The 14,773-nt window shown below is 73.1% G+C and carries 13 protein-coding genes; 5 read left to right on the top strand and 8 right to left on the bottom strand.

The window, feature by feature from the left end:
- Positions 1-20: 20 nt before the first annotated feature.
- From AC07A4_RS31620 to AC07A4_RS31610, 3 genes are all read left to right on the top strand, one after another.
- Positions 21-911 (top strand): tryptophan 2,3-dioxygenase family protein, encoded by an 891-nt coding sequence (locus tag AC07A4_RS31620; RefSeq protein WP_478605231.1) that lies wholly within the window; start codon positions 21-23, stop codon positions 909-911.
- Complete coding sequence (gene kynU / locus AC07A4_RS31615) at positions 904-2,169, top strand: kynureninase (protein ID WP_478605228.1); 1,266 nt, start codon at positions 904-906, stop codon at positions 2,167-2,169. Before AC07A4_RS31620 ends, kynU begins: the two co-directional genes overlap by 8 nt.
- A 124-nt stretch (positions 2,170-2,293) precedes the next feature.
- Positions 2,294-3,208 carry an alpha/beta hydrolase gene (locus AC07A4_RS31610; RefSeq protein WP_478605226.1) on the top strand — a complete coding sequence of 305 codons (915 nt, stop codon included), beginning with the start codon at positions 2,294-2,296 and terminating at the stop codon, positions 3,206-3,208.
- Positions 3,209-3,564: 356 nt separating this feature from the next.
- Here AC07A4_RS31610 and AC07A4_RS31605 read toward each other — a convergent pair whose 3' ends face one another.
- The 7 genes from AC07A4_RS31605 to AC07A4_RS31575 form a co-directional block, all read right to left on the bottom strand.
- Positions 3,565-4,725 (bottom strand): MalY/PatB family protein, encoded by a 1,161-nt coding sequence (locus tag AC07A4_RS31605; RefSeq protein WP_478605682.1) that lies wholly within the window; start codon positions 4,723-4,725, stop codon positions 3,565-3,567.
- 106 nt (positions 4,726-4,831) lie between these two features.
- Positions 4,832-5,854, bottom strand: coding sequence for a class II fructose-bisphosphate aldolase (gene fbaA, locus AC07A4_RS31600; RefSeq protein WP_478605224.1), 1,023 nt, complete (start codon positions 5,852-5,854; stop codon positions 4,832-4,834).
- A 148-nt stretch (positions 5,855-6,002) separates the two neighbouring features.
- On the bottom strand, positions 6,003-6,554 hold the full coding sequence (gene pyrE, locus AC07A4_RS31595; RefSeq protein WP_478605221.1) for an orotate phosphoribosyltransferase: 552 nt from the start codon (positions 6,552-6,554) through the stop codon (positions 6,003-6,005).
- A 37-nt stretch (positions 6,555-6,591) separates the two neighbouring features.
- A complete protein-coding gene (locus AC07A4_RS31590) occupies positions 6,592-7,398 on the bottom strand; it encodes an aldose epimerase family protein (RefSeq protein WP_478605220.1) in 807 nt (268 codons plus the stop codon).
- A 271-nt stretch (positions 7,399-7,669) separates the two neighbouring features.
- Positions 7,670-8,425 (bottom strand): SRPBCC family protein, encoded by a 756-nt coding sequence (locus AC07A4_RS31585; protein ID WP_478605218.1) that lies wholly within the window; start codon positions 8,423-8,425, stop codon positions 7,670-7,672.
- Positions 8,426-8,496: 71 nt separating this feature from the next.
- Positions 8,497-10,080 carry a polyamine aminopropyltransferase gene (locus tag AC07A4_RS31580; RefSeq protein ID WP_478605216.1) on the bottom strand — a complete coding sequence of 528 codons (1,584 nt, stop codon included), beginning with the start codon at positions 10,078-10,080 and terminating at the stop codon, positions 8,497-8,499.
- A gap of 154 nt (positions 10,081-10,234) precedes the next feature.
- Entirely contained in the window at positions 10,235-10,753 is a 519-nt protein-coding gene (locus AC07A4_RS31575; protein ID WP_478605213.1) for a DUF2617 family protein, read from the bottom strand.
- Between the two features lie 829 nt (positions 10,754-11,582).
- Here AC07A4_RS31575 and AC07A4_RS31570 point away from each other — a divergent pair.
- Both AC07A4_RS31570 and AC07A4_RS31565 read left to right on the top strand, forming a co-directional pair.
- A complete protein-coding gene (locus AC07A4_RS31570; RefSeq protein ID WP_478605210.1) occupies positions 11,583-12,797 on the top strand; it encodes a pyridoxal phosphate-dependent aminotransferase in 1,215 nt (404 codons plus the stop codon).
- Between the two features lie 154 nt (positions 12,798-12,951).
- Complete coding sequence (locus AC07A4_RS31565; protein ID WP_478605207.1) at positions 12,952-14,151, top strand: hypothetical protein; 1,200 nt, start codon at positions 12,952-12,954, stop codon at positions 14,149-14,151.
- Positions 14,152-14,180: 29 nt separating this feature from the next.
- On the opposite strand, the gene AC07A4_RS31560 is transcribed toward AC07A4_RS31565, so the two are convergent.
- The gene (locus AC07A4_RS31560; protein WP_478605205.1) at positions 14,181-14,720 is read right to left on the bottom strand and encodes a type III secretion system chaperone family protein; all 540 of its coding nucleotides are present in this window, start codon (positions 14,718-14,720) and stop codon (positions 14,181-14,183) included.
- Positions 14,721-14,773: the final 53 nt, after the last annotated feature.

The following is a 14,773-nucleotide window of genomic DNA, read 5'->3' as shown; positions in this document are numbered from 1 at the left end:
GTACGCTCAAGGAGACAGCGATGTCCCACGAGGCGCACGCGGCGCAATCGACTCACGAGACGGTCAAGACGCACGAGACGCTCGAGACGCTCGACGAGAGTCCTGACAGCCCGAACCTCGACTTCGCGGGCACCACCCCGTACGAGGACTACGTCCAGGCGGACGTCCTCACCCACCTGCAGCACCTGCGCTCGGACGACCCGGGCGAGATGGTCTTCCTGGTGACGACCCAGGTCATGGAGCTGTGGTTCACCGTCATCGTCCACGAGTGGGAGACCGCGTCGCGCGCGCTCCGCGAGGACGACGTGCCCACCGCGGTGGCCGCCCTGAAGCGGTCCGTGCGGGAGCTGGAGGCGCTGAACCACTCGTGGAAGCCGCTCGGCCAGCTCACCCCCGCGCAGTTCAACTCCTACCGGGGGGCGCTCGGCGAGGGCTCCGGCTTCCAGTCGGCGATGTACCGGCGCATGGAGTTCCTGCTCGGCGAGAAGTCCGCGTCCATGCTGGTCCCGCACCGGGGCGCCCCGCGCGTCCACGCGGAGCTGGAGAAGGCGCTGCAGGAGCCGAGCCTGTACGACGAGGTGCTCGGCCTGCTCGCGCGGCGCGGGCACGACATCCCGGCCGAGGTCCTGGAGCGGGACACGGCCGCCAGGTACGAGCCGTCGCCGCGCGTCGAGGCCGCCTGGACCGCGCTCTACTCCGGCGCCGAGGACGACGAACTCGCCCGCCTGGGCGAGGCGTTGACCGACGTCGCCGAGCTGGTGTGGCGCTGGCGCAACGACCACCTGGTGGCCACGCGCCGCGCGATGGGCTCCAAGACCGGCACCGGCGGCTCCGCCGGGGTGGCCTGGCTGGAGAAACGCGCCGCGAAGAACGTGTTCCCCGAACTGTGGACGGCGCGCAGCCATGTCTGAGACCGCAGCCATCTCCAAGACCACGGAAGCCACCCTGCGGGACCGGGCCTCGGCCCTGGACGCCGCCGACCGGCTCGCCGCCAAGCGCGCGGAGTTCACCCTCGATGACACCGTCTACCTGGACGGGAACTCCCTTGGCGCCCTGCCCGCGAACGTCGAGGCACGCCTGACCGACGTGGTCCGGCGCGAGTGGGGGCAGCTGCGCATCCGCTCCTGGGAGGAGAGCGGCTGGTGGACGGCGCCCGAGCGGGTCGGCGAGCGCGTCGCCCCGCTCATCGGCGCGGCCCCCGGACAGGTCGTCGTCTCCGACTCCACCAGCGTGAACGTCTTCAAGGCGCTGGTGGCGGCGGTGCGCATCGCCCAGGAGAGCGGGGCGGAGCGCGACGAGATCGTCGTGGACGCCACGACGTTCCCCACCGACGGGTACATCGCCGCGTCCGCGGCCCGCCTCACCCGCTGCCGGCTGCTCCCGGCCGCCCCGGCCGAGGTGCCCGGACTGCTCGGCCCCCGCACGGCGGCCGTACTGCTCAACCACGCCGACTACCAGACGGGCCGCCTGCACGACCTGCCCGCCCTGACGGCGGCGGTGCACGCGGCGGGCGCGCTCGTGGTGTGGGACCTGTGCCACACGGCGGGCGCGCTGCCGGTCGGCGTCGACGAGCACGGCGTGGACCTGGCGGTGGGCTGTACGTACAAGTACCTGAACGGCGGGCCCGGCTCGCCCGCGTACCTCTACGTGCGCCAGGACCTCCAGGCCCGCTTCGACTCGCCGCTGCCGGGCTGGAACGGGCACGCGGACCCCTTCGGGATGCGGAGCGCGTACGAGCCCGCGCCCGGCGCGGTGCGCGGCCGCGTCGGCACCCCGGACATCCTGTCGCTGCTCGCCCTGGAGACGGCGCTCGACGTCTGGGACGGCGTCCGCCTCGACGACGTGCGCGCCAAGTCGCTCGCCCTGACGGACTTCTTCCTGGAGTGCGTCGAGGCGTACGTGCCCGCGGGCCGCGTCGAGTCCCTCACCCCGGCCGCGCACGCCGAGCGCGGCAGCCAGATCGCGCTGCGCTGCGCGGACGCCCGGCACGTGATGCCGCGCCTGGTCGAACAGGGCGTGGTCGGCGACTTCCGGGAGCCGGACGTGCTGCGCTTCGGTTTTACCCCGCTGTACGTGTCGTTCGCGGACGCGGAGCGCGCGGCCCGGGTCCTCGCCAGGACCGTCGCGGGTTCCGGGGACGCGGAGCGCGGGTCCTGCCGGGATACCTGATAGCGTCCGCCGAATCTGGATCATGACCTCGTGGTCCGGACACGGGTACGAACGCCCGCCGGTCGCCGGACAGTTGCGCCGGTGACCGGCGGGCCCGCACTCCGCAGAGCTTGGAGGTTGCCGCATGCCGGACGAGGCCGCCGTGGCCCGTGACGCCGCCGAGGCGCGGTCCGCCTTCGCGCACCCGCCGGTGGAGCCGGACGCCACCGCCGCGTACGGCGCGGGCGCCGACCAGGTCGTGGACTTCTACGCGCCGCGCGGCACCGAGGGACCGGCGCCGCTGGTCGTCGTGTTGCACGGCGGGGCCTGGCGGGCCCCCTACGACCGGGCGCACATCACGCCGTTCGCGGACTTCCTGGCCCGGCGCGGCTTCGCCGTGGCCAACGTCGAGTACCGCAGGGGGCGTTCGCCGTCGGGGCCGATCCCCGCGCAGGGCGCAGCCGCCGGGCCCGTGGCCGGGCGCTGGCCGGAGACCTTCGCCGACGTGGCCGCCGCCCTGGACGCGCTGCCCGGCCTCGTCCGCCGGTTCCTGCCGTCGGCCGACCCGCGCCGCACCGTGGTGACGGGGCACTCGGCGGGCGGCCACCTCGCGCTGTGGGCGGCCGCCCGGCACGTCCTGCCGGAGGGCTCCCCGTGGCGCAGGCGGGGGCCCGCGCCGCTGCGGGGCGTCGTCGCGCTCGCCCCGATCGCGGACCTGCGGGTCGCCGCCGAGCTCGGGGTGTGCTCCGGGGCGGTACGCCAGCTCCTGGACGCCGAGGAGACGGGGACGCCTCAGCTGCGGGCCCGCTTCGAGGAGCGCCTCGCCCATGCCGACCCGGCCGCGCTCCTGCCCACCGGCATCGCCACCACCATCGTCCAGGGGCGCACCGACATCGTCGTCCCCCAGCCGGTGGCCGAGGCGTACGCCGACGCGGCGGCCAAGGCGGGCGAGGTCGTGGGCCTCACCCTGCTGGAGGGCGTCGGTCACTTTCCCCTGATCGACCCGGCGGCGGACGCGTGCGCGGTAGCCGCCGAGGAGATCGCCCAGCTGGCCTTCTGACCCCCCGGCGCTCCGCCCCGTGTCCTCAATCGCCGGACGGGCTATCCCCCACCCGCCCACCCTTACACCTGCGGCTGCAACCGCACCCCCCGACCTAGCGGCTCGCGGCTGGGTGGGTGGGAAAACAGCCCGAGCAGGCGACGATCCAGCCCGTCCGGCGCTTGAGGACGAGGCGCGGAGCGCCGATTGATTGAGCCTGTCCGGCGTTTGAGGACGAGCGCGCAAGCGCGAGGAAGGGCGGGTGGGTGGGGAAAAAAGCCTGTCCGGCGCTTGAGGACGAGGCGCGCAAGCGCCGATGCCTGCGTGCGGGCCCCGGGGGCTACCCCGCGCCGTTGGCTTCGAGCGGGCCCCGAGGGCTACCCCCCAGCGACACGCACAGCCCGCACCAACGCCCCCACCCCCCGCTCCACCTTCCCCCGAGGGCACCCCACGTTCATCCGCACGAACCCCGGCGCCCCGTACACGGCCCCGGGCATCACAGCCACCCGCTCCCCCTCCACGAGCACCCGCTGCAGCACCTCGTCCCGCCCTTCCCCCAGCAGCGGCCGCAGATCGATCCACGCCAGGTACCCCGCCTGGGGAGGCCGCAAGACCAGGCCGGGGAACGCCGACTCCAGCGCGTCGGCGACCAGGCGGAGGTTCCCGTACGCGTACGCCCGCACGGCGTCGAGCCACGCCCGCCCCTCCCGGTACGCGGCCACGTGCGCGGTCAGCGACAGGACGGCGGGCGAGGCGAGGCCCTCCCCGGTGTCCATCCGCCGCACGAACTCCGCATGATCGTCAGCATCACCGATGAATCCGTAACTCCCGCTCAGAGAAGGGAAGTTGAAGGCCTTCGTGGCGGAGGTGACCAGGGCCCACCGCCCCCGCCCGTACCGCGTCCAGGGCCGGTGGACGAACCCGTCGTGGGTGAGGTCGGCGTGGATCTCGTCGCTGATGACAGCGACCCCGTGGCGCTCGCACAGCCCGGCCACCGCGTCGAGCTCGGCGTCGGTCCACACCCGCCCGGTGGGGTTGTGCGGGGAGCAGAGCAGCAGCACCCGGCTGTCGGGGCGCGCCAACGCGGCGCCCAGGAGGGCGAATCCGGGGTCGTCCAGCGGCACGCCCCGCAGCTCGCGGCCGAGCCCGGTCACGGCCTTGCGGAAGCCGTCGTACGTCGGGGTGTGGACGACGACCCCGTCCCCGGGCCCGGTCCACATCCGCAGCAGCTGGGAGATCTGGTTGAGGACGGACGGGGCGTACACGAGCCGGTCGGTGTCGACGTCCGTGTCGTGGCGGTGCTTGAACCAGTCCCGTATCGCGCCCCGGAAGTCGTCGTTGCGCCAGTCCGTGTAGCCGAACACGCCGTGCTCGACGCGCTGGCGCAGCGCGTCGAGTATCTCGGGCGCGCTGCGGAAGTCCATGTCGGAGATGGTGAAGGGCAGGAGGTCGGGGACGGGAAACCGGTCGGCGACGCCGTCCCACTGGACGCACCAGGTGCCGTACCGGTCAACGGGCGTATCGAAGTCGTAGCGCACCGCGTCATAGCTCACTGCGTCATGGCTCACTGCGGATCCCTCCGGGAACGCCGACGGGCCCGGCACTCACGCGGAGTGCCGGGCCCGTCGGACAAGCGAACGTCGCCTACTTCAGCTTCGTGCCGGTGGAGCGCAGCGCGGCACACGCCTCGGTCACGCGCTGGGCCATGGAGGCCTCGGCGAGCTTGCCCCAGGTGCGCGGGTCGTAGGTCTTCTTGTTGCCGACCTCGCCGTCGACCTTCAGGACGCCGTCGTAGTTCTTGAACATGTGGTCCGCGACGGGACGCGTGAAGGCGTACTGGGTGTCGGTGTCGAGGTTCATCTTCACGACGCCGTTCTCCAGGGCGGTGGCGATCTCCTCGGCGGTGGAGCCGGAGCCGCCGTGGAACACGAAGTCGAACGGCGACTGCTTGCCGTACTTCGAGCCGACGCCCTCCTGGAGGTCCTTGAGCAGCTCGGGGCGGAGCACGACGTTGCCCGGCTTGTAGACGCCGTGGACGTTGCCGAAGGAGGCGGCGAGCAGGTAGCGGCCCTTCTCGCCCAGGCCGAGGGCCTCGGCGGTGCGCAGCGCGTCGTCGACGGTGGTGTACAGCTCGTCGTTGATCTCGTGGGTGACGCCGTCCTCCTCGCCGCCGGTCGGGGTGATCTCGACCTCGAGGATGATCTTGGCGGCGCGGGCCTTCTCAAGCAGCTCCTGGCCGATGGCCAGGTTGTCCGCGAGGGTCTCGGCGGAGCCGTCCCACATGTGGGACTGGAACAGCGGGTCCTGGCCCTTGGCGACGCGCGCGGCGGAGACGTCGAGCAGCGGGCGCACGTACCCGTCCAGCTTGTCCTTGGGGCAGTGGTCGGTGTGCAGCGCGACGGTGATGTCGTACTTCGCGGCGACGATGTGCGCGAACTCCGCCAGGGCGACGGCGCCGGTGACCATGTCCTTGCTGTACTGCCCGCCCAGGAACTCCGCGCCACCGGTGGAGATCTGGATGATGCCGTCGCTCTCCGCCTCCGCGAAGCCACGCAGGGCGGCGTGCAGGGTCTGCGACGAGGTCACGTTGATGGCCGGGTAGGCGAACTTGCCTGCCTTCGCCCGGTCGAGCATCTCGTTGTAGACGTCGGGGGTTGCGATGGGCATGTGTCCGCTCCTTGTGATCCGCGGGGTGAGTGCTGCTGTGCTGCTTGGCCCTGACCTGAGAGATGTCCAGGGGACCCCGGAGAGGTGTCCAGGGGGCCTGGGGGCGACGCCGTCGTCGCCCCCATCTTTCCAGACTCGCCGGGTTACCTCAGTCGAGTCCCAGTTCGTCCTTCGTGTACGCGTACAGGTACGGCACCCCCGCGCCTTCGGTGATCTTGTCGCCCGCGCCGGTGGCCCGGTCCACGATCGTGGCGACGGCCACGACCTCGGCGCCGGCCTCGCGGACGGCCTCCACGGCGGTCAGCGGAGAGCCGCCGGTGGTGGAGGTGTCCTCGACGACGAGGACCCGGCGGCCCTTGATGTCGGGGCCCTCGACCCGGCGCTGCAGGCCGTGCGCCTTGGCGGCCTTGCGCACCACGAAGGCGTCCAGGCGGCGGCCGCGCGCGGCGGCCGCGTGCAGCATCGCCCCGGCGACCGGGTCGGCCCCCATCGTCAGGCCGCCCACGGCGTCGAACTCCAGCTCGCTCGTGAGGTCGAGAAGCACCTGCCCGACGAGCGGGGCGGCCTCCCCGTCCAGGGTGATGCGGCGCAGGTCGACGTAGTAGTCGGCCTCCAGGCCCGAGGAGAGGGTCACCTTGCCGTGCACGACGGCCTTGTCCTTGATCTGCCGCAGCAGGTCGCCGCGTACGTCGTTCGTCATGGCTACGAGCTTAAGGGCGCCGGAGCACCGGGGAGTCCTACGGCCGCCGCCAGGTCCAGGTGGTCGACGTCTCCAGCGGCTCAAGCGGTGTGACCAGGCGCGGCAGGGTGTTCAGACCGTTGGGCGGCCCGCTCTGCGGCTCCACGCACACGGCGGCCTCCTGCTCGTCGTAGACGACGACCCACTCCTCGCGGCTCGCCACCGTCAGCTCCAGCCGCCCCGGCCAGGTGAGGGTGACGTCGACGCCGCCGGGCATCCCGAAGCAGTCGTCCCAGGGGCCCGGGGCGGGCGCGACGCGCTCGCCGGTGGGCAGGTGGTCCTCGCCCCGCAGCTCCTGCCAGGCGGCGTCGAAGGCGATGCGAACGCCTTCGCCCTCGCCCTCGCCCCCGGTGGTGAGACGCCGGTTGAACCAGGGGTGCCAGCCCGCCTGCGCCGGGAAGGAGTCGTCGTACGTCTCCACGGACATCCGCAGCGTCAGCGCGTCGTCCGACAGCTCCACCACCTGCGTGACGCGGCCGGGGTAGGGCCACGGGTCCGTCAGGTCGTACGTGAGCACGGCCTCCGTGGCGCTCACCCTGGCCGTCTTCCAGGCGACGTCGCGGCCGGTGCCGTGGATGGCGTGCGGCGGGGAGTTCAGCGGCAGCTGCCGCGGGGTGCCGCCGCTGCGGAAGCGGCCGTCCCTGACCCGGCCGCACCACGGCACCATCGGGAAGCAGCCGTACCGCTCCCCCTGCCGCAGCAGCTCCATGCCGTGCGCCTTGAGGCTGGTCAGGCGCCCGCCGTTGCCCGGCGCCACCGTCAGCTCCGCGGACCCCGCGGCCAACAAGATCTCGTCACTAGTCACCCCCCGACCCTAAAACCCCCCGTGTCCTCAAGCGCCGGACGGGCTTCATCTCCCACCCGCCCGCCCTTACACCTGCGGCTGCAACCGCACCCCCCGACCTAGCGGCTCGCGGCTGGGTGGGACAGTTCAAGCCCGTCCGGCGTTTGAGGACGAGCGCGGAGCGCGAAGATCCAGCCCGTCCGGCGTTTGAGGACGAGCGCGCAAGCGCGATGAAGGGCGGGTGGGTGGGGGAAAAGGCGCGCCCGGCAGCCTGGTCCGCCGCCCGCCAGGGCTAGCGGCGGCGGCGGAGCGCCCGCCCCACCACGATCACCGAAGCCACCGCGAGCGCCGCGGCCGGCGCGGCCCACCGAAGGGTGGCCCCACTGGCGAGCGCCTCCGGCGCGGGCACGGGCGCGTACCGCCCCCGCGGCGGCGCGTGGTCGACCTCCTCCGCGCTGCGCCCGATCATCGTCCGCCGCGCGTGCGCGGCCTCCGCGGGCACGCCTTCCTCCCGGAACCCTTCGGGATCGAGCCCCGGCGGCGGCACCTCCGCCTGGAAGACCCGGCTCTCCGCGGCGTCCGGCGCGCTCGGCGCGTCCGGCGCGGGCTCGGCGAGCCGCTCCGCGAACCGCCCGAGCAGCCTCCGCAGCGCCCCCTCCACAGCCTGTGGAGAACTTTCCACGGCCTCGGCGATGCGCCCGTCCGCGGTCCCGGTCCCGCTGAAGGAGACCGTCGTACCGCCCTCGGCGGCGGCCAGGCGCAGGACGAGGGAGAACGTTACGGCGCCACTGCCGCGCACCTCCGCCGCGTCCCCCGTGACCGCGTACGCCCCGTCGCCGCGCGCGGCGACCCGCAGCCCGCCGCGGTAGGTGATCGTGTGCCCGCCGACACGCACCTTGAGCCGCCCGGCGACGGGCGGCGCCCCGGGTCCGGGATCGGGCTCGGCTTCGGGCTGCAGCCCGGGCACCGCACGGCCGACCCGCTCGGGGTCGGCCAGTGCCTCGCGGAGCGGCTCTTCCGGAACCGGTACGAACACCTCATGCTCCATGACAGTTGAGCGTACCGACGCCCACGCCGTGATGTACGCCACTTCGGCCCGCACGTCGGGCCCCCGGCCCGTCAGCGGGCGTAGCGCGGGTGCACCAGCGTGGACGGCGAGATGGCCCGCCAGCCGGCGGGCCGGACCCGCTCGGCGGACCGGGTCCCGGCCCGCAGGACGGCGGACCCGCGGGCCGCCCCGAGCGCGTCGGGGGCGCGCGACGCGAGGACGAAGCCCCAGTCGCGGGGGGCCTCGCCGGGGGCGGAGCTGCGGTCGGGCCCGGCGGCGCGCAGGCCGTGGCGGCCGGTGAGGCGGTAGGGCGCGGTCGCGTACCCGGCGGCGCGCAGCGTGGCGTCGACGGTCCAGTAGGTTTCGGGCCGGGTCGCGGCGGGCCCGGCGTGCACGGCGATGCGCCCGCCGGGGGTGAGGACGCGGCCGACGAGGCCGTAGAACTCCTGTGAGTACATCTTGGTGCTCGCGGTGATGCCGGGGTCGGGCAGGTCAGCGAGGACGACGTCGTACGCCGCTCCGGTGCGGCCGCGCAGCCAGCGGAAGGCGTCGGCCTGGATGACGCGCACGCGCGGATCGCGGAACGCCTGGCCGTTGAGTTCGCTGAGCGCGGGGTCGTCGCGGGCGAGGTCGACGACGGCCCCGTCGAGCTCGACGACGTCGACGCGCCGCACCCCCGAGTGGCGCAGGACCTCCGCGGCGGCGAGCCCGTCGCCGCCGCCGAGGACCAGGACCCGCTCGTGGCGGCCGCCGCGCAGGGCGGGCTGGACGAGCCCCTGGTGGTAGCGCCGCTCGTCGCGGCCGCTGACGCGCAGGCGGCCGTCGAGGAACAGCTGGAGCGACTCGCGGTCGCCGCCGGTGAGGACGACTTCCTGGACGCCGGTCTTGACGGCGACGCGGATCTCGGAGCCGTACACGGCGCGCCGTGCGGCCCGCTCGAAGTCGTCGACGAGCACGGCGGCGGAGGCGAGGACGGCGAGGACGACGGCGTTGGCGACGAGCAGCAGCCAGCGTCCGCGCGGGCTGAGGTCCCGCCCGAACAGGCCGAGGACGAGCGCCCCGCCCGCGAGGACGTTGACCGCGCCGGTGAGCAGCGCCCCGGTGAGCTGCCCGAACCAGGGAAGAAGCAGGAAGGGGAAGGCGAGGCCGCCGACGAGGGCGCCCACGTAGTCGGCGGCGAACAGGTCGGCGACGGCGCCGCCCGCGTCCTGGCGGCGCACGCGCTGGATCAGCACCATGAGCAGCGGCACTTCGGCGCCGATGAGCACGCCGATGGCCAGCGAGAACGCCACGAACAGATAGCGCGATCCGCCCGCCCACACCTCGCCCTGGTCGCCGGTCCAGGCGAACGCCGCGTACAGGACCATGGCGCTGCACCCGCCGACGAGGGCGAGCGCCGCCTCGACGAGCCCGAACCCGGCGGCGGCCCGGCAGCGCAGGCGCTTGGCGAGCAGCGAGCCGATGCCCATGGCGAAGACCATGACGGACAGGACGACGGACGCCTGGGTGACGGAGTCCCCGATCAAGTACGAGGCGAGGGCGACGAGTTCGAGTTCGTACACCAGGCCGCACGCCGCGCAGATGAACACGCCGGCCAGGACGAGGAACCGGCCTGTGCGGGGCGTGACGGGCAGACGCTCGGGCGGCTCGATCACGCTGGGAACGCTACGTCACCGCACCCTCACACCAAGTCCCCCACAAGAGTGGAGGTGACGGCGATGATGTGTGAATCGTCGTGAGGCGGGTGCGCCGTGGCCGAACCGTCCGCCGCGGGCGCGGCCGGTCCGCCCGCCCGCGGCACCGGCGCCCTCAGAGCGCCGCGGGCATCCGCACGCCGACCCGCGTGCGCGTCGCCACCAGCTGTCCGTCCTGCGGATACGCGTGCCAGGTGCGCCACATCACCGAGCCCTCGTGGCGCTGCGCGAGCATCGCGGTGAACGCGTGCGGCACACCCGGGAAGACCCCGGCGAGTCCGTGCGGATGCTCGGCGACGAGGGCGAGCAACTCCTGGGCGCGGCCGGTGAACTGACCCCGCGACAGGGTCTCCACGCGGGCCGCGAACTCGTACTCCCACTCGCCGAGACGCTTGGAGACGCCGAGCGGCAGCGGGGTGCTGCTGCCCTGGATGCAGGCGACCGTCTCGGAGCAGCTGCGGTCCTCCTCTTCGAGGAGGACTTGATGGGAGGCCCCGAGAAGTCTCAACTGCACGGCCGCGCCCGATAGTTCGAGGTCGAGGATGGCGAGCGCGGGCAGTGGCTCGCGGCCGAGGGCCCAGGCCAGGTCCCCGGCGCGCGTGTCGGTGTAGACAGTCTTCAGGGTCGTGAGCATGGGTCGGCTCCGCTAAACACGCAATGGAGGTGGGGCCGGCGCGCCCGGTCGGACACCAGGCGTTCGCACTGCCGGCGCGTGCCCACGGAGACGTCCCGGTGCCTGCCGGGCTGGAAACGTCCGAGGGCGGTAGTGACGGTTAAGAGGGAATCATGAACTGCGACACTGCCACAGCGCTTTTACCCAAGTTCGTAGGGTTTCCATCCCCTAGAGGGCCGAACAGTTCATCTGTTCACGTTTCACGGAAAGCAGCCGGTCCGGAAATGGCATCCTATGGGCGCCGATCGGTCCGTCAACGACGAAGCGCCCGGCGGGAGTTGCCTCCCGCCGGACGCTTGGCCCAGTGGACCAGCTGCCCCGTGTCAGCTGCCTCCGCCGCCGCAACCTCCCCCGCCGCCCCCGCCACCACAGGAGGACGACCCTGAGCCGCACGACGATCCGCCGCCGCACGACGACCCGGAACCACACGACGCCGCGCTGCTGCTCGACGAGCTGTGGCTGGTCGACCCCGCCCACCAGCTGGCGCCGCCGGACCGGGCGCCCCGGTGGGCGCCGTGCCGGGTGCGCTTGGCGAGGACCGAACCCAGTACCACCATGAACACCAGCAGACCGATGAAGAAGAAGATCAGGACCATCCTCCCCACCTTCCTTTCTTTCCCCCGTGAGCCTCGGTGAGACTCCCTGACGGCTCCCGGACGTTCCCCCGAACCGGTCGCCGCCGTATGGATGCCGTCCGCGTCGTCGCGTGACAGTCGTTGCGTGACAAGGGCATGCCCCCAGCCAACCGCGGCCAAAGCAGAGTTGAGGAAGTCCAGAGGTTCGGCGCAGGATGGCGGCCATGAGCACTTCCTCGGGGTCCACCCGCCACGGCCGCCCGCTCCTCAACCGCCGTCTGGCCGAGTTCGGCACGACGATCTTCGCCGAGATGTCCGCGCTCGCCGTGCGGACCGGCGCGATCAACCTCGGCCAGGGCTTCCCGGACACGGACGGCCCGGAACAGGTGCGGGAGGCGGCGGTGCGGGCCCTGCGCGACGGGCGTGGCAACCAGTACCCGCCGGGCCCCGGCGTCCCCGAGCTGCGCGCCGCGATCGCCGCCCACCAGGAGCGCCGCTACGGCCTCGCCTTCGACCCCGACCGCGAGGTCCTGGTCACCGCGGGCGCCACCGAGGCCATCGCCGCGTCCCTGCTCGCCCTGGTCGAGCCGGGCGACGAGGTCATCGCCCTGGAGCCGTACTACGACTCGTACGCCGCCTCGATCGCCCTCGCGGGCGGCACCCGCGTCCCGGTGACGCTGCGTCCGAGCGGCGAGGGCGCCGAGCGGCGCTTCGTCCTCGACCTGGACGAGCTGCGCGCGGCCATCACGCCGCGCACCCGCCTGCTCCTCCTCAACACCCCGCACAACCCGACCGGCACCGTCCTCACCCGCGAGGAGCTGGCCGAGATCGCGAAGCTCGCCGTGGAGCGCGATCTGCTCGTCGTCACGGACGAGGTGTACGAGCACCTGGTCTTCGACGAGGGCGGCCACACCCCCCTCGTCTCCTTCCCCGGCATGCGCGAGCGCACGGTGACCATCGGCTCCGCGGGCAAGACGTTCTCGTTCACGGGCTGGAAGGTCGGCTGGGTCACGGCCGCGCCGGAGCTGGTCACGGCGGTGCGCTCGGCGAAGCAGTTCCTCACGTACGTGGCCTCGGGCCCGTTCCAGTACGCGGTCGCGGAGGCCCTGGCGCTGCCCGACACGTACTTCACCTCGTTCCTCAACGACATGCGCGCCAAGCGCGACCTGCTGGCCTCCGGCCTCACCGCGGCGGGCTTCGACGTCTACCGCCCGGCGGGCACCTACTTCATCACCACCGACATCCGGCCCCTCGGCGAGAGCGACGGCTTCGCCTTCTGCCGCGCCCTGCCGGAGCGCGCGGGCGTCGTCGCCATCCCGAACGCGGTCTTCTACGACCACCGCGACGCGGGCGCCCCCTTCGTCCGCTTCGCCTTCTGCAAGCAGACCCCGGTGTTGGAGGAGGCGGTCAGCCGCCTGAAGTCCTTGTAGTTCCCTGGGGCTCCCCCGCTGTGGGCGGCTGGTCCGCCCAGAGGGCGGAACGGGCGGGCACAGCCCACGACGGCGCGGCACCCGATGTAAAACCCCCACCCACACGGCCCCGCCTAACTCGCGCCCGCCCCCAAGGGCCCGCAAGGTTCCGGGTGTGACCCACCCCAGCCCCACCGTCCCGGCCCCCGTCACACGCGCCCCCCGCAGGGGGTACGAGCAGCCGCGGCCGAGCAGCCGCACGGCGGCGAACGCCGCCCAGGCCCTGGCCGCGTTCGCCGCCGCCCGCCTGACCGGCCTGCTCGCCCTCGCGGTCGCGGCCCACACCAGCCACCAGGACACCTTCCGCCTCCTGGGCCGCTCCTGGGACTCCCGCTGGTACACCGGCATCGCCGCCCACGGCTACGGCCGCACCCTGTACTTCGAACCGGGCGTGGTCCAGAGCGACCTGGCGTTCTTCCCGCTGTACCCGGGCCTGATCCGCGCGGCCGAGACCGTCACGCCGCTCAGCTACGGCGCCGCGGGCCTGCTCGTGTCGTGGCTCGGCGCGGCCGCCGCCGCGGTCGGCATCTACAAGATCGCCGCCCGTCTGCACGACCACCGCACGGCCCTGCTGCTCGTGCTGCTCTGGGGCCTCATGCCCCACTCCGTGATCCTGACGATGGCGTACACCGAGCCGGTCCTGACGGCGCTCGCCGCGGGCTCCCTGTACGCGCTGCTCACCGGCCGCTGGATCTGGGCGGGCACGCTCGCGGCCCTCGCGGGCCTGGCCCGCCCGAACGGCTTCGCGGTCGCGGCCGCCGTCGCCGTCACGGCCGGGTGCGAGATCGTGCGGCGGCGCGGCCGCGTCACCCACAGGCTGTGGACGGGCGCGCTGCTCGCCCCCGTCGGCTGGGGCGCGTACGTGCTGTGGGTCGGCGCCCGCAGGGGCGATCCGCTCGGCGGCTACTTCGCGGTGCAGCGCGGCTGGGGCTCCCGCTTCGACTTCGGCCGGGGCTCGCTCGCCTTCACCCGGCATCTGCTGCTCGACGGCGACAAGCTGGTGTTCACCATGACCCTGGTGATCGTCGCCGCGGCGCTCCTGCTGTACGCGCTGCTGATCTGCGACCGGGCCCCGCTGCCGCTGCTCGTCTACACCGGCGGCCTGCTGCTGATCACGGTCGGCGGCTCCGGCTTCTTCGAGTCGAAGCCGCGCTTCCTGCTGCCCGCGTTCCCGCTGCTGCTTCCGCTGGCGTGTGCCCTGGTCAGAACGGCGAGAGCCCGGCCGAGGCACGCCGTCGTGGTGATCGGCGCCCTGGCCGGGCTCTCGCTGGCGTACGGGACGTATCTGGTGACGACCGCCCGTATGCCCTTGTGACGCTAGAGACGCGCGCGGTGCGACAGGCGTCAGGCCTGCTCGTCGCCGGGCTCGTCGTCGGACGCCGCGTCGACGTCCTTCTCCAGGCCCAGCTGCTCCACGAGCCAGCGGTCGAACTCGATCGCGGCGCGCACCCAGCTGACCGTCGACGACACGAAGTGCTCCAGGGAGACACCCGTGCCGATCAGCATCTGCGCCTCGCCGATGAGGCGGACGGCGCCGTCGTCGTGGGTGTGCGTGTAGACCTTCGGCCAGAGGGTGCGGCGGTTCCAGTCGTCGATCGACTCCAGGATCTGCGGCTTGTCCTCGATGCCGTGCGGCCGGTCGTAGAACGTCCGCACCGAGAAGACCTGCTGGTCGTCCTCGCCGCGGAACATGAAGTAGGTGCGGAACTCCTCCCACGGCGCCGCGAGGTCACCCTCGTCGTCGACGACGTACTTGAGCTCCATCTGTTCCAGGAGCTGCTTGACGAGGTCCTGGTCAGGGATGACGGGGCCCGCCGGTCCTTCACTGGGCCCGGGCTCAGGCTGGCCCCCGAAATTCGGAATCGAGGACGGGTCGATGCTCACCGTGTATTTCCCTTCGTACGGATTGAGCCATCCTCTCCCATCCGGGGCGGGGG

It is taken from the genome of Streptomyces sp. NPDC043996, assembly GCF_056435225.1.
Note: the sequence above shows the minus strand (reverse complement) of the source record. Positions and strands in the feature narration are given on the sequence as shown.

Coding starts and splice junctions, on each gene's coding strand:
- pyrE (WP_478605221.1), bottom strand. CDS start 6,554: ATGACGAACGACGTACGCGGCGACCTGCTGCGGCAGATCAAGGACAAG.
- fbaA (WP_478605224.1), bottom strand. CDS start 5,854: ATGCCCATCGCAACCCCCGACGTCTACAACGAGATGCTCGACCGGGCG.
- AC07A4_RS31570 (WP_478605210.1), top strand. CDS start 11,583: ATGGCGGCCATGAGCACTTCCTCGGGGTCCACCCGCCACGGCCGCCCG.
- AC07A4_RS31620 (WP_478605231.1), top strand. CDS start 21: ATGTCCCACGAGGCGCACGCGGCGCAATCGACTCACGAGACGGTCAAG.
- AC07A4_RS31575 (WP_478605213.1), bottom strand. CDS start 10,753: ATGCTCACGACCCTGAAGACTGTCTACACCGACACGCGCGCCGGGGAC.
- AC07A4_RS31585 (WP_478605218.1), bottom strand. CDS start 8,425: ATGGAGCATGAGGTGTTCGTACCGGTTCCGGAAGAGCCGCTCCGCGAG.
- AC07A4_RS31610 (WP_478605226.1), top strand. CDS start 2,294: ATGCCGGACGAGGCCGCCGTGGCCCGTGACGCCGCCGAGGCGCGGTCC.
- kynU (WP_478605228.1), top strand. CDS start 904: ATGTCTGAGACCGCAGCCATCTCCAAGACCACGGAAGCCACCCTGCGG.